Genomic DNA, 21887 nt, shown 5'->3' on the forward strand with positions numbered 1-21887 from the left:
CGACACACGCGAACCCACCACCGCCCGAACCGGCACCAACGACGTCACCCTGCTTCACCCCAGGCCCTACGTCGAACGCGCAGCCTCCCACGCGCAGCGCTGGAGCGACCACGCACCGGTCACCGCCGAGTTCGACTTCGACCTTGACCAACCGTCAAGGTCCTATGAATCCCGCGTGCCGGAGATCGGCCCGCCGGCCGCACCTGGTGCGGGTGTCAGGGCGGGTCCGCGGCGGGGGCGGGGGCTCGGGGGGCGCGGAGCTGTACGGTGACGGCGGTCGTCAGGAAGACCGCGGCCACCAGGAGCAGGAAGGCGCGGGCGCCGACGGTGTCGAGGAGCAGGCCGCCGACGGACAGGCCGACCGGCAGGCCCGCCTGGGCGAGCAGCCGGTAGAGGCTGTTGATCCTGGCGTGCATCTCCTGCGGGATGATCGCCATCCGGTACGCGTAGAGGGTGGAGAAGTACGGCGGGGCGACCCACAGGGCCAGGGCCAGGCCCAGGACGGCGACCCACGGGGCCGGTGCGGCGGCGATGATCAGTTCACCGGCCGCCCAGCCCGCGCCGGCGAGGAGCATCACTCCGTAGGGCCCCAGACGGCGGTCGAGGATGCCGCTGCAGAAGCTGCCCAGGATGCCGCTGGCCGCGCCGAGCGCCAGCAGGAGGCCGGTGTGCGTGGAGTCGAGGTGGAACTCGGACTTCATGAGCGCCATGAAGCTCAGCCAGACCGTGCCGAGCGCGACGATGTTGACGAAGTTCGCCAGCGCGAGCCGGCGCAGCCGGCCGTCCCCCAGGAGGTGGCCGACGCCCGCGCGGATCGAGGCGCCCAGCGGGGTCCGGACGGCGGCGGGCGGGGGGCTCAGCGAGGTGCGGACGCAGAGAACGCCGAGGCCGGCGACGAGGTAGGTGAGGGCGTCGACGCCGAAGGCGTAGCCGGCGCCCTGCAGGGCGTGCGTCCCCAGGCCGACGAGGGCGCCGCCGAGCGCGGGGCCCAGGACCTCGGTGAGCGCGGTGGTGCCCTCCACCCAGCCGGTGGCCCTGGCGAGTTCGTGGGCGGGCAGGATCCGGGGGAAGACGGTGCTGTTGGCCACGTCGAAGAAGACGTAGACGACGCCGGAGCAGAACACCGTGGCGGCGATGGCGGGGATGCTGGTGCCGCCGGCGAGCAGGTAGCCCGCGAGCAGTCCGAACATCCCGGCGCGCAGGAAGTTGCCCCCCACCAGGACGACCCGCCGGTTCCACCGCTCCACCAGGGCGCCGGCCGGGATGGCCAGGAGTACGTAGGGCACCTGTTCGAGGGCGGTGATCAGACCGGCCGTACCGGCCGAGCCGGTGGCGTCGAGGACCAGGAGGGGGAGCACGAACTGGGAGATCTGCGTGCCGACGCGCGAGGTGACCTGGGCCCACCAGAGGACGACGAAGTCGCGTACCCGCCAGAGGTCGAGGGGTGGTGGTGGCGCGGCGGCCGGCCGGCCGCGGGTCTTCCCGAGGGACATCTGGTGGTCGCTTTCTGTGACGGTGCCGGGCCGGGCGCGGCCGCCCGGTCGGGCGGTCGGGCCCGGCCGGGCGGCGGTGGAGCGGTGGTGGAGCGGCGGTCAGGCGGCCGTGGCGCGCAGGGTCCAGGTCTGGGCGCGGGTGAGCCGGGCGAGTTCGGTCACGTCGAGGTCCGGCCGGTGCATCCAGCGCCGGACCCGGCGGGTGAAGTGCTCGGCCATCTCCTCGCCGACCTCGGGCAGCGGGGCCACGGCCGGCAGGACGACCCGCGCGGGCAACTCCCGGAGCGCCTCGGCACCCCCGGTCCCGGCGAGGTCGAGCAGACCGCGGTGGAGGGTCGCGGGCGCGACCGCGACGCCCCCGGGGCCCCGGACCGAGGCCGGCAGGGCGCCGGTGGCGGCCACCTCCCGGCAGAGCTCGGCGGCGAGGCCGAGCACGGTGTCCCGGTCGGCCTCGCACCGGCCCCCGGCGGGTATCCCCCCGGCCGGGCGCGCGACCGGCCCGTGGACCTCCCCGGGCGGACCGCCCGATCCGGGGTCCCGGCCGAGGACCGCTCCGCACATCGCGTGCAGCAGCTGGGCGGGCGAGGCGGTGCGCGAGGTGGTGCGGATGCCCGGTTCGGCCGCGGCCGCCCGCAGCTCCGCCGCGAACCAGTCGCCGCGCGGCGCGGGGGTGCGCAGCCGCTCTTCCACGAGGTCCCCGAACCCGACGATCTCGGCGCCGGGGCGGGCCCGGACGGCGTCGACCAGCCGCCCGAGGTTGTCCAGCATGGTCCGGGTCTCCTCGGCCGGTCGGGCGGCCGGCTCGGCGAGCGGCGCGCCGGGGGCGGGGTTGCGTCCGGCCGCGTAGTTCAAGCCGTCCCAGAACTCCCGGTTGACGAACATCGTCGGATGGCCGATGTACAGGTGGAGCACGCCGTCCGCGGACCGCGCCGCCCGGTCGACGAGTTCCGGGACCCGCGCGAGCAGCTCGGCGAACCGGGCCGGGTCGGGCAGGACGTCCTCGACCGGCCCGACGGCCTCGGAGCGGGCGAAGCAGAGCGCGCCCGCGTACCAGTGCGGATTGTGGCCGCCGCCGGTGCGGCTGAACGAGTGCAGGTGGGCGGGGATGTCCAGGGCGGCGAGCGCGGCCGGGAGCTGGGGGCCCCAGGACGTGCCGGGGCCCGCGAAGCCGCACAGCCGCCGGCCCGTCAGCTCGCGGACGAGCTCGGCGCCGGAGCGCTCCCTGGCGACGACCTCCGCCACGCCGTCCGCCCAGTCCCGGCGCTCCAGGTACTCGGCCACCGTCGGGTGGGTCGAGTGGTGGTTCGTGTGGTATCCGACGTCGTGGGCGCGCAGCGCCTCGAAGACGTCCGGCCGGCCCCGGCGCACCAGGGCGCGGGCCTTGTCGCCGGTGACGAAGAAGGCCGCCCGGGCGCCGCGTTCGCGCAGCAGGCCGGCCACCCGGACCACGGCGTCGTCGCTGCGCGCGGTGACCGGGTCCTCCACGTCGAAGGTCAGGAACACCCGGACGCTACGCGGCACGGTGGCCCTCCCGGCCCTCGGCGGGCTGCCACAGGCCGTGCATGCGCAGGACGGAGACGGCGTCGCGCACGCTCGAACGGCCCTGGGGGGACTCGATCTCCAGCGCGCAGCGCCCGGTGTACCCGCCGTCCGCCAGGACCGCGGCCAGCTCGCGCAGGGGCATCGCGGCGAGCGGGGTGTCCGGGCCGCCCTTGAGGTGCACCTGGCCCACCAGTGGCAGCAGGTCCCGCAGGTCGGTCAGCGGGTCGGCGCCCGCGTAGAGGCAGTTGCCGATGTCGAAGAACAGCCGCGCGCGGGGGTCGTCCACCGTCGCCACCAGCTCGGCGGCGTCGCGCGGGAGCGCCCCGCCGACGAACTCGGCCGCGATCAGCGTGCCGTGCTCCGCGGTGGCGGCCAGCACGTCGGCGAAGGCCTTGGCGTAGACCTCGGCGCGCGCCGGCTCCTCCGGCTTGACGCGGACCGGGACGAGCACCAGGTCGCAGCCGAGACCGGCCGCGAGCACGGCGGTGGCGGCGATCCGGCGCACCGCCTCCGGGCGGACCTGCTCGGGCAGGTCGGGCAGCCGGACGAACTCCGCGACGACGGCGGAGGCGATGGGCAGGCCGTGCCGGGCGGAGAGCTCGCGGAAGAGCTCCACCTGCTCGGCGGCTTCGGCGCTGTGCAGCGGGACTTCCGCGAAGTCGAGTCCCAGCCGCCGGAATTCGGCGAACTTCTGGTCCTGGGTGTAGGCGTCGGTGATGGTGTCGGTACCGGCTCCGAGCAGCACGTCGGTCTCCTCCTGTGCGTGCGGGTGCGCCGGCGCACCGGGTGCGTCGGCCGCGACGGGATCGGGAGTGGAGCGGGGCGGAACGGGGGTGGGACGGAGAGGGTGGGGCGGGGCGGGATCGGGGGCCGGGCGCCGCGCGGGCGGCCCCCGGCCGGGTGGTCGTCGGACGGAGCGGTCAGGACAGGCTCGGGACCTCGGCGCCGAGCAGTTCGTCGACCCGCACCGGCAGGCCGCTCTGCGCGGACTGCTGGTGGGCGAGGGTCGTGGCCAGGGTCCGGACCGCCTCCTCGTAGGGGGCCAGCACCAGTTCCGGGCGGCCGTCCCGGACGGCCCGGACGAACGCCCGGTCCTGGGCCGCCATCGAGTCGTCCGTGAACTCCCGCTCCTCGCGGCCCTCGGCGGTGACGACCTCCACGGTCCGCGACTCGCCCTCGTGGCCGAGCACGGACACCGTCAGGCCGTCGGCGATGATGTGGATGCCACGGGCGAACGCGGGGTTGCCGTGGCCCGACACCATGTTCGTCACGAGACTGCCCACCGCGCCGTTGGTATAGGTCAGGCTGGCCGCCGCGGTGTCGAAGATCTCCGACTCGGCGCGGGTCGCGATCCGCCGGCCGCCGGAGACGTAGACGGTGGAGATGTCGGAGACCAGCAGCCGCAGCAGGTCCACCTGGTGCGTGGCCATCTCCACCACCTGGCCGCCGGAGCGGTCCTGGTGGCGGTACCAGTCCCGGCCCGGCAGCTTGGTGAAGCGGTGGGCGAGCGTCATCGCGACGGTCCGGCCGTCCAGCCGGGACCGCACGTACGGGACGATGTCCGCGTAACGGCTCTGGTAGCCGGCCGCCCCGATCAGGCCGCGGTCGCGCAGCGCCCGGGAGATCGCGGTGGCCGTCCGGAGGTCCAGGGCCACCGGCTTCTCGACGAGGAAGGGCACCCCCGCCTCGATCGCGGCGAACTCCACCTCCCCGTGGACGAAGGGCGGCAGGCACAGGAACACCGCGTCCAGCCGCTCCTGCTGGAAGAACCGGAAGGGGTCGGTGTGCACCGGGAGCCCGGCGAACGCCGTCAGCACCCGCTCGGGGACCGCGCCGCGCAGCGCCTCCAGGACGCTGCGGCGGGTCGCCTCGGCGGCCTGCGGGGCGGTGTCGCAGAGCGCCACCACCTCGGCCTCCGGGTCGGCCAGCACCCGCTTGAGGTGCTGCTTGGCGATGTAGCCGACGCCGACGAATCCAATGCGAACTGCCACGGGGGGAACCTTTCGTTCGTGAGTCGGGTGGGTCGGACCGCGTTCGTGGTCGGGGGTTCGTGGTCGGGGGGTTCGGGGCCGGGCCGGATCCAGGTCCGGGCCGGGTCCCGGGCAGTGTCCGGAGCCGCGTTCGGAGCCGGGTCACAGCCCGGTGTCGCGCCAGTCCAGGAGCACGCCGATGGCGCCGCTGTCCGGTCCGGCGAGGAGCTTGTACGCGGACTGCGCGTCGGCCGCCGGGAAGGTGTGGGTGACCAGGTCGTCGACCTTCAGCCGCCCCTGGCCGACCAGCCGGAAGAACAGGTCGACGTTCTCCGCGAAGGTGCCGCGGACGTGCCGGACCCGCGGGGCCCGCGGGATGTCGCTGTCGTGCACCCCGATCAGCGACTGCGCCCGGCGGAGCACGGAGCCCCCCAGCGTCTGGCGGCCCGGCCACGCGGTGTCGCCGACCAGCACGAGGGTGCCGCCCTCCCTGGTCAGGGCGGACAGGCCGGCCAGCGCCTCGGGCGCGCCGGTCACGTCGTACGCGACGCCGACGCCCTCGCCGCCGGTGAGTTCCGCGATCGGCTCGACCGCGGCCGCCACCCCGCCGCCGACCACCGCGGTCGCGCCGTGCCGCCGCGCCGCGGCGAGCCGGGAGCCGCCCCGGGCCACGGCGTACAGCTCGGCCGCGCCCGCGACGGCCGCGTACTGCAGCACGAGCTGGCCCAGCGGCCCGAGGCCGGCCACCGCGACCGGTTCGCCGAACAGCGGGCCGGTCCTGCGCACGGCGTGCTGGGCGATGGCCGACAGCGCGAACCAGGCCGCCGTCCCGTCGGGAATCCCGTCCGGCACCGGATAGACCGACTGCTCCGAGACGACCGTGAGGCTCTGGTGCGAGCGGCGCAGCACGACGCGGTCGCCCGGCCGGCGGTCGGCGACGGTCGGGCCGACCTCCAGCACCTCGCCGACCGCGCTGTAGCCGGGGGCGAAGGGGTAGCGCACCCAGGCGGACCAGTGCGAGGGCTTCTCGAACTCCCCCAGGAAGCAGTTCCGTTCGGTGCCGGGGCTGACCAGCGTCGTCCGGGTGCGGACCAGCAGCTGGTCGTCCGAGAGCTCCGGCAGCACCTCGCGGCGCAGGTCCACGCGTCCGGGCTCGGTGATCAGTACGCGGGTGCTGTGCATCGTGCGATCAGTCCTTCCAGGGTTCGACGACGGGTACCAGGCATTCGGTGAGACGGGCCGTGCGCACCGCGTCGCCGATCCGGTCGAGCGGGATGCGGTGGGTGAGCAGCGGGTCGAGGTCGAGGACGCCGCGGGCCAGCAGGTCGGCGGCGGCCCGGAACACGCCGGGGCCGTAGTGGTAGCTGCCGATGTAGCGGATCCGGCGGTAGTGCAGGGCGTTGAGGTCGACCGGCAGGGTGGTGCCGGGCGGGCAGCCGCCGAAGCCGACCACCGTGCCGCCGGGCCGGACCAGGGCGAAGGCCTGCCGGTAGGTCTCGGCGCGGCCGACCGCCTCCACCACCACGTGCGGGCCCCGGCCGTCCGTCAGCGCCCGGACCCGCTGCGCCGTGCGGTCGTCGGCTTCGACCGCCCGCCCGGCGTCGGCGGCCCGGTCGACGTCGACGACGGTTGCGCCGGCCCGGCGCACCGCGGCGCGCCGGGCCGGGTGGTTGACGGTGCACAGGACGCGCTCGGCGCCGCGCAGCAGGGCGAGCCTCACCTGGATCAGCGCGACCGGGCCGCAGCCGATGACGAGGACGCTCTGCCCGGGGCCGATGCCGGCGGTGTCGGTCGCGTCCAGGACGCAGGCGACGATCTCGGTGAGCATCGCGGCACCGGCGGACACCCCCGTCGGCACCGGCACGACGTGGTCGGTGAGCGGCGGCCGCAGGCGGACGTACTCCGCGTGCGCCCCCGGCTCGACCCGGGCCCGGGCGGTGCACAGCGCCGCCGGTCCGTGGCGGCAGGTGTCGCAGCGTCCGCAGGGCGGGTGCGGGTCGACGGTGACGCTCTGGCCGAGTGTCAGGTGCCGCACGGCGGGGCCGAGCGCGGCGATCCGGCCGGCTACCAGGGTGCCGAGGACGGCGGGCGGCGTCATCCGGGGGTGGCCGACGGTGACGGCGCGCACCAGGGCGGCGCCGAACATCGCGGCGCGGACCCGGATCACCACGTCCTCGGGCCGCTCGACGCGGGGCACCGGGAGGTGTTCCAGGGTGAGCGGCCGGCCGGGGCCGTGCCAGACGGCCGCCCGCATCAGCGCGGGCAGCGCGGCGGGGGCCGGCGCGCCGGTGACCGCCGGCCCCGTCATGCCGGGCCGCCGTCCGCCGCGGGCGCGTCGTCCGGCGCCCGGCCGTCCTCCCCCGCCGGGAGCAGCCAGGCGTGGCGCGGATCGGTCCGGAAGCACAGGTGCCGTTCGGTCCCGGCGAGCGCCCACAGGTAGTAGAAGCGGTGCCCGGCGGCGGCCACGAAGCTGTGGAAGCCCTCCCGCACGGCGACGACGTCGCCGTCCTGCACCACGGTGGCCCGGCGGTCCGCCGCCACCGAGGGGTAGTGGACGAGCAGTCCGAAGCCCGAGGGCGGGGACACCCGCACGTGGAAGGCCTCCTGCTGGTGGCTCTCGAACGGCGGGTCGTGCCGGTCGTGCTTGTGCGGCGGGTAGCTGGACCACACGCCCTCCGCGCTGAACGTCTCCCCCACCAGCAGGCCGTCCGCCGGCCGGTCCGGTCCGACGATGTCGTGCACCTCGCGCGCCCACACCCCGGTGCCGCGCCGCTCGGCGCGCACCCCATCCGGTGTGACGAGGTAGGGCTCGCGGGGGGTGCCGGCGGGCGCCGTGGCGACGGCGTAGCGGACACCGGCGGGACCGGCGGTGATCCGCCAGCGCCGGCCGGCCGGCGCGTAGAACGCGGTGGCCCGGCCGTCGAAGACGTCCGCGCGGGCGCCCAGCCCCGGCCAGTGCGGGCCGGGCCCGTCGAAGTCGACGTCGCAGCGGCCCCCGAGGAGCACCACGACGGCCTCCGCGCCGTCCTGGTGCTGCTGCGCGAAGTCGCCCGGGGCGAGTTCCCCGATCCGCAGCCCGACCGGGAGCCCGACCGGTGGCTCCCGGTGCCCGGACGCGGGCCCGGCGAGGGGTGTGCCGTCCATTCAGACGCTCCTTCCCGCGGTGGCCTCCGGGAGCACGAGCCCGGGGAGGAGACCGTCGATCGCGACCGGGCCGCCGTGGGCGGCCGATCGCGTCACCGCCTCCCCCACCGCCACGGCGTACGCGCCGTCGACGGCCGTCGCGGCCGGACCCCGCGCCCCGTACGGCCCCGGCGACGGGGGCGCGCCGCCGTCCGGCAACTCGCCGTCCAGCAGGGCGCCGTCCAGCAGGGCGGCGAGCATCCGGGCGTCCGCGCCGGAGTGCGTGCCGCTCTCCCGGGGGACGGTGATGCGCCGCGGCGGCCCGTCCACCGGGCTCAGGCGCACCGTGTACCGGTCCGCGGGCCGCGCACCGCCCGCCGCCACCACCTCGTAGCGGGCCGCGAGTTCGCCGTCGGTGCCCTGCACCGTGAGGGTGTAGCCCTCCCAGGGCGAGCGGGCCGACAGCGAGTAGTGGGCGATCGCCCCTCCCCGGTAGCGGATCACCGCGGAGACGGTGTCCGCGATGTCGGCGTCCGCCGGCACCCGCCGCTCGTCGTCCCCGCGGTCCGGCCCGGGGTGGTAGTGCAGGCGGCCCGTCCAGCCCGTGACCTCCTGCGGCCGGTCGGCCAGCCACCAGTTGAGCAGGTCGAAGTGGTGGCAGCTCTTGGTGATCTGCAGGCCACCGGACGCCGCGGCCCGCCGGTGCCACCGCAGGAAGTAGCTGCGCCCGTGGTCGGGCCGCAGCCGGTAGGAGAGGTGGGCCCGGGTGGGCGTGCCGATCCGGCCCTCCGCCAGCAGGTCCCGGATGGTGCGGTGGAGGTTGAGGTAGCGCATGTTGTGCGCGACCCGCACGGTGGCGCGGGAGCGCTGCTCGGCCGCGACGACGCTCGCGGCCGAGCGCGCCGTCAGGGCCATCGGCTTCTCGGTCAGGACGTGCACCCCCGCGTCGAGGGCCGCGGCGATCTGGCCGGCGTGCGCGCAGTCCGGCGACGTGACGATCAGGACCTCGGGGCGCAGGTCGTCGAGCATCGGGCGGACGTCACCGGTCGGGTAGACCGGGACGGACCAGCGCTCGGCCACCTCCGCGAGCCGACGCGGATCGCTGTCGGCCACGCCGACCAGCGACCGGCCCGGCGAGGGGTGCGCGAACAGCGGCAGGTACGTCTTCCAGGCCCGGGTGCCCGCCCCGACCAGGGCGTAGCGGGTGCTGGGCGGTTCAGCCATGGCTGGGAACCTCCTTGGGTCGGTGGGGTTCGGGTGCCCGGTCGCGCAGCCAGCGACCGGCGCGGGCGACCCGGCGCACCCGCAGGTCCCGGTCCAGCACGACCACGTCCGCGGCCAGCCCCGGCACCAGCGCGCCGGTCCGGTCGGCCAGGCCGAGTACCCGGGCCGGTGTGGTGGCGGCCATCCGGACGGCCTCGACGAGCGGGACGTGGGCCTGCTGGACGGTGAAGCGCAGGACGTCGGCGAGGTGGCTGGTGCTGCCGCAGAACGACGCGCCGTCGTGGCCGAGCGCGACGCCGTCGGCGACGACGCCCCGGACCGCGCCCATGGCGAAGCCGCTGCCCGGGGCGAGCCCGGTGCCGGCCGAGGCGTCGGAGACGAGGCAGAGCCGGTCCGGGCCCAGGCAGCGGTGGGCGATCCGGACGAGTTCGGCGGGCAGGTGCCGGCCGTCGGCGATGAGCTCGGCGGTCAGCCCCTCCGACGCCAGGACGGTCTCCAGCAGGCCGGTGACCCGCCACGGGCCGTCCTTGGCGAGCGTCGACTGCCCGCTCCACAGGTGCGCGACGTGCCGCAGTCCGGCCGTGCGCGCCGCCGTCAGCTCCCGGCCGGTGGCGCCGCTGTGCCCGGCCGAGACGACCACGCCGCGGTCGGTGAGCGCCCCGATCAGCGCCGCCGATCCCGGCAGCTCGGGGGCCAGGGTGACCATCCGGACGAAGTCCGCCTCGGCGAGCAGCCACGGCCACGGCAGCTGCGCGGGTGTGCGCAGCGCGTCGGGCGGGTGCGCTCCCCCGAACCGCGGGTCGAGGTAGGGGCCTTCGAGGTGGGTGCCGAGCAGGCCGGAGCCGGCGGGCAGGCGGCGGCCGGCGCGCAGGGCGGCCCGAAGCGCCGGCGGCCGGTCGGTCGCCAGGGTGGCCAGCAGGCCGGTGGTGCCCGCGGCGGCGTGCGCGTCCAGGACGGTGCGCCAGGCGTCCGGGTCGGGCTCGTTGAACGTCCGGCCGAGGGCGCCGTGCACGTGGACGTCGATCAGTCCGGGCAGCACGTAGTCCCCGTCGAGGTCGACGCTCCGGTAGCCGGCCGGCGGCCGGCGGGCGGGGCCGGCGTACTCGACGGTTCCGTCCCGCAGCAGCAGGCACTCCCCCGCGCCCAGCCGGTGGGGGTGCACCACGGTGGCGTTGACGAGGGCGAGGCGCTGTTCGTGGCTCATCGCGCGGCCACCCGCCGGTAGACCCGCAGGTGGCGCTCCACGAACCGGTCCGGGTCGAAGCGGCCGGAGCGTTCGAGGCTGGCCTTCGCCAGGTCGCGGCGGCGCGCCGGGTCCTCGGCGAGCAGGCGCAGGGCCGCGGCCAGGTCGGCGGGCGAGTCCGGCGGAAAGTAGAGGGCCGCGTCGCCCGCGGTCTCGCGGTGCGGCGGGATGTCGGAGAGGAGCATCGGCAGGCCGGCCGCCAGGCCCTCCAGGATCGAGATGGGCATGCCCTCGAAGCGGCTGGCGGAGACGAACGCCCCGGACGACCCGAGGAGCGGCAGCACCAGGTCGCGGCGCCACACCTGCCCGTACCAGTCGACGGCGTCGGCGATGCCCGACTCCCGGGCCTGCTGGAACAGCTCGGCCATCTGCGGGCCGTCGCCGATGACCCGCAGGCGTACGTCGGTGCCCGCGCGGCGGGCCCGCGCCACTCCGGCGAGCACCGCCGCCTGGTTCTTGTGCGGGTGGAGTCCGGCGAGGCTGACCACGGTGAGGTCGGCTCCCGCGGCCGGCGGCTCGGCCCCGGGCCGGTCCAGCCGGATGGCGTTGGGCACCACCTCGACCCGCTCCGCCGGCAGGCCGACCTGGGTGGCGCAGAACTCCCGGACCGCCTCCGAGACCGCGAGCACCTGGTCGGCACGGGTGTTGACGTAGCGGTCGACGCGGTTGCGCAGCCAGGTCCGCTTGTGGGTGTAGACGCTGTGGTACGTCACCACGGTCGGGCGGCCGCGCAGCGCGAGCCGTACCAGGGGGTGGATCCGGCCGTCCCCGAAGTGGACGTGGACCACGTGGTCCCGGGTCAGCCGTGCCACCCCGGCGAGGCGGCGGCGCGCCGGCCCGGCGAGCGAGACGACCTCGACCCTGGGGTCGAGCTCGGTCATCAGCGCGTTGCGCCGGGCGACCGCGAGCGCGACCACGCGGACGGGGACGCCGCGGGCCACCAGGTCGTTGGCGAGGGCGGTCACCACGCGTTCCAGCCCACCCACGGTGAAGTAGCGGACCAGGAGGCAGACCCGCAGGCCGTCGGGGACGCCGTCGGCGGGCGGTTCGCCGGCGGGCTCGGTCACGGGGGCGGTGGCGGGCTCGGTGGCGGGCTCGGTGGGGGTGGCGGGCTCGGTGGGGGTGGCGGGCTCGGTGGGGGTGGCGGGCTCGGTGGCGCTCATGAGGCACCGCCGAACAGCAGCTCCGGGTAGCGGCGGGCGCCGCCGAGCAGGTGCCCGGCCTTGGGGGCGAGCGGTTCCCGCAGCGCCTCGGCCAGGACGGGCCCGGCGTCTCCGGCGAGGACCTCGGCGAGCCCGCAGGCGCGGACCAGGCCGCGGTCGGCGAGCAGTCCGGCGTGGATCCGCTGTTCCGGTTCCCTGAGCTGCCGGGGGATCACCACGGCGTTGCAGCCGACCGCGAGCACCTCGCTGAGCATGTTCGCCCCGGCGGCACCGACGAACAGGTCGGCGGCGGCCATCCAGGTGGTCATCGCCGGTTCGTAGCCGACGATCTCCAGCCACGGGAGGTCGGCCGCGCGGGCCCGCAGCGCGGCGGCGTCGGCCGCCTCCAGGTACGGTCCGGTCACCAGCCGGACCCGGTCGAACTCCGGCCGCAGCGCGGTGAAGGCGTCGATCAACGCCGTCCAGAGTCCGATCGCGCCCTGACCCCCGCCCATGCTGGCGACGACCAGGCGCTCGGCGTCCTCGACACCGAGTTCCGCCCGCGCGGTGTCGCGTCCCGCCTGAAACTCGTCGACCAGGTAGCCGGTGTAGTGGATCCGCTCGCGCAGCCGGCGCGGCACCCGGTAGTGGTCCTCCAGGCGGAACACCTCGGGGTGGGTGTGCACGTGGATCGCGTCGAAGTGCCGGTCGATCCACTGGGCGCTGTCCGGGCCGAAGTACTCGCGGTCGGTCTTCTCGGCGTCGAAGAGCACGCCCCGCAGGGTCAGCACCCGGCGCCCGCCGTCGCCGCGGGTCGCGGTCAGCGCCGGGACGAGTTCGTCCTCGGCGCCCTTGGGCAGGTGGTTCACCAGCAGGACGTCGGGGGCGTAGTGGCGCAGGTAGACCTCGGCGAGTTCGGCGCGCAGCCGGAAGAGCGGCCCGGCGGCCAGCCCGGAGCGGCCGGAGGTCTGCCACCCGGCCGGGTCGTCGTAGTTGGTGAACGCGGGCAGTTTGACCACGTCCATGGCGGCCGGCAGCAGGTCGAGCCCGCGGTAGGCGCCGGTGAGTCCGGTGACGGACAGCGGGCGGCCACCGCCGAGCAGGCCGTGGGCGACCTTGGCGCTCTCCGCGGTGTGGCCGAGGCTCCGGCCGTTGTGCCAGTACATCGCGATCCGCATGGTCTGCCTCCTCGAATGCGTGGGAGTGCGAGCGGCCCCGGCGGCCCCGGCGGTGCGCGGCGCCGGCCCGGCGCCGGCGGCCGGAAGGGGCCGGGGCCGGCGGGGCAGGGGCGAGTCGCCGGGGGCGGGACGGGAGCGGGAAGGGGGCGCTCGGGCCCCCCGAGGGGCACCCGAGCGCGGCGCGGGCTACAGGACGGCGACGTTGCGCTCGTCGAGCCGGCCCCTGGTGTCGAAGAGCGCGGGGGTCCGGGAGGCGTCCAGGTGTTCGAGGTAGTGCGCGTGCCACTGCAGGACGATCGTGAGGTCGGCCGCGCCCATCGCACGGTCGAGGTCCTCGGCGCGGGCCACCTCCGCGCCGTCGACGGTCCAGGAGCCGATGTACGGGTCGTGGTAGGCGACGTCGGCGCCCCGCTCGCGCAGATGGCGGACGACGTCGTCGGCGGGCGACTCGCGCTGGTCGGCGACGTCGGCCTTGTAGGTGACGCCCAGGAGCAGGATCCGGGCGCCGGGGAGCCCGCCGCCGCCCTTGGCGAGCAGTTGTCCGGCGCGCCCGACCACGTACTGCGGCATGCCGTCGTTGATCTCCTGGGCCACGTCGATCAGTTGCGAGCGGCCGCCGAGCGCGCGGACCTGGAAGGAGAGGTAGCGGGGGTCGATCGGGATGCAGTGGCCGCCCACCCCGGGGCCCGGCTGGAAGGCCGCGAACCCGAACGGTTTGGTCCCGGCGCACTCGATGGCGTTCCACAGGTCGACGCCCAGCTCATGGGCGATCATGGCCATCTCGTTGACCAGGGCGATGTTGACCTGCCGGTAGGTGTTCTCCAGGATCTTGGCCATCTCGGCCTCCCTGGTGCTCTTCGCCGCGACCACCTTCATCACGAACCGGCTGTAGAACCCGATCGCCCGCTCCGTGCAGCCCGGCGTGCAACCCCCGACCACCTTCGGGGTGTTGTGCACGCCGTGCTCGGTGTTGCCCGGGTCGATGCGCTCGGGCGAGAACGCCAGCGCGAAGTCGTCGCCGACCCGCAGCCCGGACTCCTCGAGGATCGGGCGGACGATGTCGTCGGTGGTGCCCGGGAAGGTGGTGGACTCCAGGACCACCAGCATGCCCCGGCGCAGCTGCCGGGCGACCATCCGGCCGGCCCGGACCACGCTGGACAGGTCCGGCAGGCCGTCCCGGTCGAGCGGCGTCGGCACGCAGACCACGACGACCCTCGGTGCGCCGAAGCCGCGTTCGTCGCAGGTGGCGGTGAAGCCCGTGGCGCGCATCGCCCGCACGTCCTCGTCGCTCACCCCGTCGACGTGCGAGGTGCCGCCGTTCAGCCGCGCGACCACCCGCGGGTCGGCGTCGAAGCCCCGTACCCGCAGCCCGGCCTGGGACGCCTCCCGGGCCAGCGGGAGCCCGACGTAGCCGAGGCCGACGACGAGCAGGTCCACCGGGTCATGCATGGCGCGGCCCTCCGTGCACCGTGGCGGCCAGCTCGCGGACGGCGTCGGCGGGCTTGCCGCCGGCCCAGGCCCGGCGTCCGACGGCCGCGCCGCCGATGCCCAGCCGGATCGCCCGGTCGAGGACGTCGGACAGCTCGGTCCCCGCGTCCGGCGCGCCGCCGGCCAGCACGATCGGAACGGAGGTGCTCTCGACGCACTGGCGGACGATGTCCGGGTCGTCGGGCAGCGCCGTCTTGACGAAGTCCCCGCCGATCTCCTCGGCGATCCGGCAGGCGTGGGCGTAGGCGCCGGAGCCGAGCCGCCGGACCGCCTCCGGCCGGGTGTACACGGTGACGAGCACGGGCAGCCCGAGGTCGTGGGCCCGCTCGGCCAGCACCGCGATGACCCGGGCGTTCTCCAGGTCCCCGGACGAGCCGAACTTGAACTCCCCGCAGACGGCGTCGGCCGCGTGGGCGGCGGCGTACTCGACGGTGTTGAGCTGGACGTGGTCCACGCCGTCGGCCAGCCGGCCGGTCAGCGCCATGATGACACCGAGCCGTTCGGCGCCGGCCACCGCGAGGCAGTGGGTCAGGCCGGGGCGGAGCATCACGGCGTCCGCGCCGCCCTGGACGGCGGCCTCGACGATGGCGGCGGGGTCCTCCAGGCCGCCGGCCGGGCCCAGGGTGATGGCGTGGTCGAGCGGGATCACCAGGGTCCTCCCGGTGACCGGGGAGAACAGGCGGCGGCGTCTGATCCGGAATCCGTCGAAGGGAAGGTCACGTCGGGCGGTCAGCGGGGTCGGGGACAAGGTCTCACAACTCCTTCCGTGATCTGCCGGTCGAGCGTCAGGGCAGCAGTTCCAGGTGCCCCGCGTATTCGCCGGTCTCCAGGTATGTCCGCATGAGGCCGAGAATTCCCCGGGCGCGCTGCGGCCCCCAGCCGAGCACCGCGGCGTTCTCCGACCCGAGGACGAAGTTCAGGATGATCAGATCGCGCATCACCAGGAATTCGTCGAACTGCGCCGCTCCGGCGGGGAGGGCGCGGACGGACCGGTAGCCCGCCAGGTAGCGTTCGGCGAAGTCCTCGTACGCGGGCCGGTCGTCCGCGCAGGTGCGCAGGACGGACGACAGCACCGTGGCCACGTCGAGCATGGGGAAGCCCCAGCCGCAGTCGTCGAAGTCGATGACGGCCGTGGAGCCGTCGTCGGTCTCCAGGAGGTTGCCCCGGTGGAGGTCCGCGTGGATCACGCCCCAGTCGGCGGATCCGGGCTCCGGCAGCCGGGCGCCCACGGCCGCCGACACCTCCTGGAGGACCCGGTGCTCGTCCTCCGTCAGGCGGCCCCGCGCCGTCGCGCCGTCGAGCGCGGCTCCCTCGGTGAAGACCTCGCGGTGTCCCCAGGCCGGTCGGACGAAGCCCTCCGGCGGCCGGAACCCGGCGGCGTGCTCGTGAAGCCGGGCGGTGACCGCGCCGATGTCCCCGGCCGCGCCGGGGCGCGAGTACGGCGGCGACGCCCGCCCGGGGATCCACTCGAAGACCACCGCCGTCACCGGCTCGGGGCAGCCCGCCAGTTCCAGGCCGACGACCTTGTCGCCGGCCGGGGTCGCGACGGGCACCGGCACCGTGACCGCCTTCTCCGCGAGGAGCGCCTCCATCCAGTCGAGTTCGGAGCGCTGCTCCGCCGCGCTCCGCCCGTCGCGCACCGAGATGCGGAGCGTGTACAGGGTGCTCTCCGGGTGCCCGTGCCGGCGTCCGGCGAGCCGGTACACCGCGTTGTCCTCGTACTGCACGAGGCGCAGATCGTCGCAGCGGATGCCGTGGACCTCCGCCACGCGGGCGGCCAGCGCCCGAAGTCGGGCCCGCTGGGTGGAGCGTGACAGTTCGTAGAAGGATCGCGCCATGGGAATTCCTCGATTCGGCGGCCGGAAGCGGTTCCGATCCTCGTCGAGGGGAGTCCTCGTCGAGGGCACGGGGCGATCCGGCGCGACCGAACAGTGGTCGGGGCCGGGAAGGGGGACGACCGAGGGCGCCCGGTCTTCGCGGGGCGGGAATCTCGGGGGGGGGGGGGAGGTGGAGGGACGGGCTCGGAGCGGGCCGGCACGGTCCGGGCGACACGGTGCGTGGCGCCCGGGTCACCGGGTGTATCGGACCGAGTGCCTCATCTCACCACAGCTGCGCATCGGTTGCAGCTGCGATCGGGAGGCGAGAGTGAATTCCGGCCAGCCCTCCGGCGGCGAGGCGGCCGGGTCCGCCGCACGCGAAGCGTCGCGACCGGGCGGTATCCACCGGCGCCCACCAGGGACGAAGGGAGCCACCGGGGCCGGCACCCGTCGCGGCAGCCCGTCGGCACCGGCCAAAAGCGGCCGCGGCCGGAGCTCGGGGCCCGGGCGCCGCAGGCCGCGACGGGTGCGAGCGGCCCCGGCGCGAGCGCCCCTCGCCCCCGCGACACGCCCGGGCCCGGACCGCCGGACGGCCCGCGATCGACGGGCGGACACCCTCGGACGCGGAGCAAACGGTTCGACATGCACACGATGACCGTGCGTCACCGAACGACCGAACGGTGGACGGGGGCACCCCGCCATGCGGACGGCCGTTCGGACGGAACGCCGCCGCGAGGTGGTTCGGGTATGGCCGGTTTCCTCGCTCCCGGCCGGGCCACCATCAAATCTCCTCAACTTCCTTGTACCGCACGGTAGATGAGCCGAGCAAGGCACCTCGGACCGTTCGACGCGCCCCGAGGGCCCGAACCGCTCATCATCGCCTCTCCTTCACGTGGCCGAAGCCACCGGGGCTCGACTCGCGCGGCAGCCCGCCCCCCCCCGGAGACACTGGTCCGTCCCGCCGGCGGCCGGCACCAGCTCGGGGACGTCGGACGAGTAGACCTTGCCCTCCAGGACGGCCACACGGAGGAGCACGCCCCGAACAGACCGGAGTACCTCAACCCGGACGGCCCGTAGGAGACGCCGAACACCGGGGCGCGGAACGTCAGCACCACGCCCGGGACGCCGAGGATCAGGTACTCGACCTTCACACGGTCCCGTTTCGTCACCAGGCCCGCCGCCATCGCCAGAGCGGTCAGCAGGCATACGCCCCCCAGCACGAAGCAGGTGAGCGACCAGGCCGTGCGCCTCTTCCGCGTCCGCATGTCGGCACCCCTTTCCGCGGGCGGAGGCGGGCGAGCATACGAACGGTGGCCGCGCAGGCAGCCCCCCGCGCCTACAGGTCCCAGCGGACGACGTCCGGTCCGCCGTGGAGATACGGCTGTTGTGCCGACCGGTGAAGGCGAGCATCGCGGCGGCGGCGCGATGGTCGGCGGCCCCCCTGGGGAAGCAGGCACGCGGCCCGCTCAACGAAGGGTCCCGATGGGCGCCGGTGCCCCGACCCGCCACCTGCTCCGCTTGCCCGCCGCGGACGTAACTGGCACGATCGCCGCCCGCGTCCGCAGCCAGCACCCCACCGCCGGCGCCCTGCGCATCAGCCTCGAACGACCCCGCCTCCGAGGGCGCCGGCCCGCCCGCCTGCGGCCACCAGCGCGGCGATCAGCTGGTGCAGGTGCTGTTCCGTGTGTGCCGTGGCTGCCATCCTGCCCTGTACTTGTACCGATTCCCGGGACAACTTCCCCAAACCCCCACGCGCGGTTCCTGCGGCAGAGCCTACGATCCCGGTGTGACTGAACCCTCGGACTACGAGCTCGAAGCATGGCGTGACATCCAGCGTTTCAAGGGCCGCCCACTGTCACGGCGGATGGGCGAGGCCGGTGAGCAACTGGCCGTCGGCGCGGCGAAGCTCGGCAGGCGCGCGGTCAAGCGACTGGAGAACCACCCACGGGCCCTCTCCGCAGTGACGCGCGGACAGGAGATCGTCGCCAAGGGCGCCAAGAAGGCGGGTGCCGCCGCGCGCGGTGCCACCGACGCGCTGCCCGACTGGAGCGGCACGGTCGTTCAATCCACCCGGCAGACTGTGGGGCGGCTGTCGCGAGCTGGGCTCACCCCCGCACGAGTGGTGAAGCACCACCAGAAGCGTGGCCACGCCGTGACGTCGCTGGCCGACATTCGCCGACTCGACCTGGAACAGATCGACGCGGCCCGGGGACGCGCGGCCAGTTGGTACTACCCGGCCGCCGCGGCACTGTCGGGAGCGACGGCGGGGCTGGTGATCTCGGGTGGGGAGCTGGTCGTCGCCGCCTCTGCGGGGGCTGCGGCAGCGCCCTCGGGAGGCGTGATCGTGGGAGCCCTCGCGGGCGACGCCGCGATCGTCCTCGGACTGGCATCCCGAGTGGTCGGCCATGTGTCGCTGTTCTACGGCTACGACCCCGAATCGCCGGCCGAGAAGCTGTTCGTGATGTCCGTGGTCAACGCCGGTACAGCGGTGTCGGCCTCCGCCAAGACCGCCGCGATGGGCGACATATCCCGGCTCACCCAGGCACTCGTGCGCGGGAAGGCGTGGGACGTCCTGAGCGAATCCGTGGTCACCAGGGTCTCCGTTCAGTTCGCCAGAGCATTCGGCATACGCCTCACCAAGAAGGGCCTCGGCAAGGTCGTTCCCGGAGTCGGGATCCTCGTGGGCAGCACCCTCAACTGGTCCATGCTGGAGCAGATCGTCGACACCGCCGACATGGCCTACCGGCGCCGGTTCCTCATCGAGAAGTACCCACGCCTCAGCGACGAGGAAGCGACCGGTTCGTTCCTCGACGTCGACGAGGACGGTGCGGACTCCGTCGGCGAGCCGATCAGCGTCCTCGCCGTACTCTCCAAGGCAGGCGGACCCGACCTTCCCTGATCTACCAGGTGGGCCTGCTGCGCTGCTCGAACGGGCTCCCCACGCTGAACTGGCCCTGCTCTGCGGCCTGGACGGCGACGCCGCCGAGGCCCGGCGCTTCCTGGGCGCAGCACCGACGGGGACGGCGTGGGCCACAGCACTGGCTTCTGCCGCCCACGCCCTGGCCGGGGCGCCCGCAGTCCTGTCCGTCGCCCCTGCTGGTCCCCAGTCTCTGAACCCCCTGAGTGAACTGGTCGCCGCACACATCGGCGACCCGCAGGAGCACCTGACACGTCTCCCATGTCGGTGACCACGTCAGACGCTCGCGGTCGGCACGCGGCGCGCAGAAAGTTTGAACTCGGGACCTCGGAGCCGCCGAGAACGGTGCCATACGCGGCATCGCCGAGCCCACAGCCGCGATTCGGCGGCCGTTCCGGCCCACTGGGTCGACCGGCTTCGGACAGGCGCCCACGCGACCGTGCACACCTTCGGCAAACATCGCCTGACCTGGTGTTTTCCCAGGATTCACCTAGGCTGGGGAGTTCTGCGGGACACCTCCGAAGGGGACATCATGAGCGAGGGCACCAACGCGTACGACGCCGGCCATGTCCAGGCGCTGGAGGGGTGGGAAGCCGTTCGGAAGCGGCCCGGGATGTACATCGGCTCGACCGGTGAGCGCGGCCTTCGACAGATGGTGTTCGAGGTCGCCGACAGGGCGGTGAACGAGGTCCTGGCCGGCCGTGCCGACTGCGTCGACGTCACTCTCATGGCTGACGGCGGAGTGTGCGTCGCCGACGACGGACCGGGCGTCCGCGTCGACCAGGCGGAGCGCGCAGACGGTCCCGGCCTCGAAACGCTGCTGACACGCATGCAGTTCAAGGCGGGATCCGGTGACCGCCGCGAGGTGACGCTCGGCTTCTGCGGCGTGGGGCCATACGTCGTCAATGCCCTGTCGAGCCGTCTCACAGCCGATGTGCAGCGCGAGGGAGTCCGCTGGGTCCAGGAGTATGCGCGCGGCGTCGCGGTCACACCGCTCACCGAGGCGGGGCCGACGACCGGAAGCGGGACCACCATCACCTTCTGGCCCGACGCCGACATCTTCACTGCTTCAGAGTTCTCATTCGAGGCTCTGGCGGAGCGCTTCAGGGAACTCGCTTTCCTGAACCGGGGCTTGGAGATCTCGCTGACCGACCGGCGCCGCCCGCCCGAGCCCCCCTCGGTGCGGTTCCGGTTCCCGGGCGGGGCCCGGGACTTCGTCGCCTTCCTCGACGGACAGGCGGCGACCCCCGGCGACCTGGACATCATCGGCTTCGAGCACGAGGACGCGCAGATGGCGGGAACAGTAGAAGTGGCCCTGAGGTGGCGCGACACCGGCGAAGAGCGCGTCCAGAGCTTTGCCAACAGCCGGCCCACCGGCGGCGGCACGCACGAACGCGGCTTCCGCGACGGGGTGGCAGCGGCAGTCAACACGTATGCCCGGAAGCGCCGACTGCTGGCGGTGACGGACCCCGATCTCGATGCCGACCGGATCGGCGCCGGTCTGACGGCCGTGGTGTCAGTGAAACTGGACGATCCCGAGTTCCATGGAGCCATCCGGGACGTGCTGGGCCATGCCGTCGTGCGCGCCCGCGTGGAACACGCCGTACGGGAACACCTCGGCGGATGGCTGGAGGACCGTCCGGAGCAGGCTGCCGCCATCATCGACCGGATTGTCCACGGCGCCCTCGGGCACTGACCGGCAAGAAAGCAACACGCGCAAGCCGGCTGGAGAACGCCGCACGTCGACGGCGACCGGATGCCCCGCCGACCCGCGACCGACCATCGGGGAGACCGACCGCCCACCAAGCAGCACGCCCGCGGGCCGGCGCGGTTCACACCTGGTCGCAGCACGGTGGGTGCGTGCCGCTCCACACGGACCACGGGTGCCGCATCACCGCCGTCGTCCCCGGGTCCGGCCGGCCTCCGGTTGGCGCGGCGCGGCCTCGCGTCGTCCCGAGGGTCCGCCTCGGAGGGCAGCCGGGGCCTGGCGCCGGGTCGGGCGCGGGACGCCGCGTCATCGCGACTCGGGAACTGCCGGGGTCGGCCGTTAGCCCGGCCAGGCAGTGGTGTTCCCCCACCCGAGTAGCCGGGCGTCCACCTGAGGGCGGGGCGCGGTGGTTCGGGTACGGATCGGGCCGGCGTGGAGGAACAGCCCCCGCCGAGGAACGCGAGACCACCGAACCCCAGGAGCCGATATGGCCCGCATGAAGCCCCTCGTCCTGACCGCCGTCGCCGTCTTCGGCGTCCTGACCGCGAGCACCGCGGCCGCTGCCGATGACCGGCCCGCCGACAAGCCCGCCTCCGTCAAGCCTGTCGTCGTCCCCAAGGGCCAGGCCGCCGCCGACTCCTCGCTGCTGGCCGCGCACGACCAGGTCGTCGGCGACTGGGTCGACGTGGAGCCGGGCCAGAACGGGATCGCCGTCGTGGCCTGTCCGGCCGGCGAGGTGCCCACCGGCGGTGGCGGCCAGACCAGCGCCTTCGCGATCTTCTTCACCGACTCCTACCCGAGCGGCGAGTTCTGGGTCGTGCGCGGCACCAACACCGGCGGCGGCACCGAGTCCATCCGGGCGACCGCCGTCTGCACCACCCCCTGACCCGGAGCTGAACGGCCCGGGCCCCGCTCGGCCCGGGCCCACCGTCACGTCCGGGGGGGGGGGGGGGCGGCGCCCCCCCGCCCCCCCCCGCCCCGGCGGCGCGCAGGGGGTGGACATTGCCCTGGACAAGAAGGCCCTGGTGCTGGCGGCGCGCTC

At 74.8% G+C, this 21887-nt stretch carries 17 protein-coding genes; 3 read left to right on the forward strand and 14 right to left on the reverse strand.

Annotated elements, in window-relative coordinates; all coding sequences use genetic code 11:
- Window positions 1-215: 215 nt before the first annotated feature.
- The 14 genes from ABT238_RS17575 to ABT238_RS17640 all read right to left on the reverse strand — a co-directional run bounded on the left by ABT238_RS17575 (window position 216) and on the right by ABT238_RS17640 (window position 16241).
- Window positions 216-1493: an MFS transporter gene (locus ABT238_RS17575; protein ID WP_350763279.1), complete on the reverse strand. Its 1278-nt coding sequence runs from the start codon at window positions 1491-1493 to the stop codon at window positions 216-218.
- A 99-nt stretch (window positions 1494-1592) separates the two neighbouring features.
- A complete protein-coding gene (locus ABT238_RS17580) occupies window positions 1593-3014 on the reverse strand; it encodes a polysaccharide deacetylase family protein (RefSeq protein WP_350571388.1) in 1422 nt (473 codons plus the stop codon).
- Window positions 3004-3780, reverse strand: a complete 777-nt coding sequence (locus ABT238_RS17585) for a sugar phosphate isomerase/epimerase family protein (protein ID WP_350763297.1) — start codon at window positions 3778-3780, stop codon at window positions 3004-3006. The genes ABT238_RS17580 and ABT238_RS17585 overlap by 11 nt, the downstream gene beginning before the upstream one ends.
- Before the next feature lie 175 nt (window positions 3781-3955).
- Entirely contained in the window at window positions 3956-5026 is a 1071-nt protein-coding gene (locus ABT238_RS17590; RefSeq protein WP_350571385.1) for a Gfo/Idh/MocA family protein, read from the reverse strand.
- Window positions 5027-5167: 141 nt separating this feature from the next.
- Entirely contained in the window at window positions 5168-6187 is a 1020-nt protein-coding gene (locus ABT238_RS17595; protein WP_350571383.1) for a zinc-binding dehydrogenase, read from the reverse strand.
- A gap of 7 nt (window positions 6188-6194) precedes the next feature.
- Window positions 6195-7313, reverse strand: coding sequence for a zinc-dependent alcohol dehydrogenase (locus ABT238_RS17600; protein WP_350763308.1), 1119 nt, complete (start codon window positions 7311-7313; stop codon window positions 6195-6197).
- On the reverse strand, window positions 7310-8149 hold the full coding sequence (locus tag ABT238_RS17605) for a 5-deoxy-glucuronate isomerase (protein WP_350763315.1): 840 nt from the start codon (window positions 8147-8149) through the stop codon (window positions 7310-7312). Before ABT238_RS17605 ends, ABT238_RS17600 begins: the two co-directional genes overlap by 4 nt.
- Window positions 8150-9352, reverse strand: a complete 1203-nt coding sequence (locus ABT238_RS17610) for a Gfo/Idh/MocA family protein (RefSeq protein ID WP_350763323.1) — start codon at window positions 9350-9352, stop codon at window positions 8150-8152.
- Window positions 9345-10556, reverse strand: coding sequence for an N-acetylglucosamine-6-phosphate deacetylase (locus ABT238_RS17615; RefSeq protein ID WP_350571377.1), 1212 nt, complete (start codon window positions 10554-10556; stop codon window positions 9345-9347). The genes ABT238_RS17610 and ABT238_RS17615 overlap by 8 nt, the downstream gene beginning before the upstream one ends.
- The gene (locus tag ABT238_RS17620) at window positions 10553-11758 is read right to left on the reverse strand and encodes a glycosyltransferase family 4 protein (protein WP_350763341.1); all 1206 of its coding nucleotides are present in this window, start codon (window positions 11756-11758) and stop codon (window positions 10553-10555) included. The genes ABT238_RS17615 and ABT238_RS17620 overlap by 4 nt, the downstream gene beginning before the upstream one ends.
- Entirely contained in the window at window positions 11755-12915 is a 1161-nt protein-coding gene (locus tag ABT238_RS17625) for a glycosyltransferase family protein (protein ID WP_350763352.1), read from the reverse strand. The genes ABT238_RS17620 and ABT238_RS17625 overlap by 4 nt, the downstream gene beginning before the upstream one ends.
- A 186-nt stretch (window positions 12916-13101) precedes the next feature.
- Window positions 13102-14364: a nucleotide sugar dehydrogenase gene (locus ABT238_RS17630; protein WP_350571373.1), complete on the reverse strand. Its 1263-nt coding sequence runs from the start codon at window positions 14362-14364 to the stop codon at window positions 13102-13104.
- Window positions 14357-15151 (reverse strand): class I fructose-bisphosphate aldolase, encoded by a 795-nt coding sequence (locus tag ABT238_RS17635; RefSeq protein WP_350763376.1) that lies wholly within the window; start codon window positions 15149-15151, stop codon window positions 14357-14359. Before ABT238_RS17635 ends, ABT238_RS17630 begins: the two co-directional genes overlap by 8 nt.
- Window positions 15152-15188: 37 nt before the next feature.
- The gene (locus tag ABT238_RS17640; protein ID WP_350571370.1) at window positions 15189-16241 is read right to left on the reverse strand and encodes a phosphotransferase enzyme family protein; all 1053 of its coding nucleotides are present in this window, start codon (window positions 16239-16241) and stop codon (window positions 15189-15191) included.
- 1765 nt (window positions 16242-18006) lie between these two features.
- Here ABT238_RS17640 and ABT238_RS17645 point away from each other — a divergent pair.
- The 3 genes from ABT238_RS17645 to ABT238_RS17655 all read left to right on the forward strand — a co-directional run bounded on the left by ABT238_RS17645 (window position 18007) and on the right by ABT238_RS17655 (window position 21731).
- On the forward strand, window positions 18007-19119 hold the full coding sequence (locus ABT238_RS17645) for an EcsC family protein (protein WP_350763398.1): 1113 nt from the start codon (window positions 18007-18009) through the stop codon (window positions 19117-19119).
- Between the two features lie 550 nt (window positions 19120-19669).
- A complete protein-coding gene (locus tag ABT238_RS17650) occupies window positions 19670-20833 on the forward strand; it encodes an ATP-binding protein (protein ID WP_350763412.1) in 1164 nt (387 codons plus the stop codon).
- 499 nt (window positions 20834-21332) lie between these two features.
- Complete coding sequence (locus tag ABT238_RS17655; RefSeq protein WP_350571366.1) at window positions 21333-21731, forward strand: hypothetical protein; 399 nt, start codon at window positions 21333-21335, stop codon at window positions 21729-21731.
- Window positions 21732-21887 lie beyond the last annotated feature (156 nt).

It is taken from the genome of Kitasatospora sp. NPDC001527, assembly GCF_040298605.1.
GTDB lineage: Bacteria > Actinomycetota > Actinomycetes > Streptomycetales > Streptomycetaceae > Kitasatospora.

Excerpts from the sequence above, each read along its gene's own strand:
- ABT238_RS17620 (WP_350763341.1), bottom strand. The coding sequence starts at position 11,758 with ATGAGCGCCACCGAGCCCGCCACCCCCACCGAGCCCGCCACCCCCACC.
- ABT238_RS17625 (WP_350763352.1), bottom strand. The coding sequence starts at position 12,915 with ATGCGGATCGCGATGTACTGGCACAACGGCCGGAGCCTCGGCCACACC.
- ABT238_RS17600 (WP_350763308.1), bottom strand. The coding sequence starts at position 7,313 with ATGACGGGGCCGGCGGTCACCGGCGCGCCGGCCCCCGCCGCGCTGCCC.
- ABT238_RS17640 (WP_350571370.1), bottom strand. The coding sequence starts at position 16,241 with ATGGCGCGATCCTTCTACGAACTGTCACGCTCCACCCAGCGGGCCCGA.
- ABT238_RS17605 (WP_350763315.1), bottom strand. The coding sequence starts at position 8,149 with ATGGACGGCACACCCCTCGCCGGGCCCGCGTCCGGGCACCGGGAGCCA.
- ABT238_RS17575 (WP_350763279.1), bottom strand. The coding sequence starts at position 1,493 with ATGTCCCTCGGGAAGACCCGCGGCCGGCCGGCCGCCGCGCCACCACCA.
- ABT238_RS17610 (WP_350763323.1), bottom strand. The coding sequence starts at position 9,352 with ATGGCTGAACCGCCCAGCACCCGCTACGCCCTGGTCGGGGCGGGCACC.
- ABT238_RS17630 (WP_350571373.1), bottom strand. The coding sequence starts at position 14,364 with ATGCATGACCCGGTGGACCTGCTCGTCGTCGGCCTCGGCTACGTCGGG.
- ABT238_RS17615 (WP_350571377.1), bottom strand. The coding sequence starts at position 10,556 with ATGAGCCACGAACAGCGCCTCGCCCTCGTCAACGCCACCGTGGTGCAC.
- ABT238_RS17595 (WP_350571383.1), bottom strand. The coding sequence starts at position 6,187 with ATGCACAGCACCCGCGTACTGATCACCGAGCCCGGACGCGTGGACCTG.
- ABT238_RS17655 (WP_350571366.1), top strand. The coding sequence starts at position 21,333 with ATGGCCCGCATGAAGCCCCTCGTCCTGACCGCCGTCGCCGTCTTCGGC.
- ABT238_RS17650 (WP_350763412.1), top strand. The coding sequence starts at position 19,670 with ATGAGCGAGGGCACCAACGCGTACGACGCCGGCCATGTCCAGGCGCTG.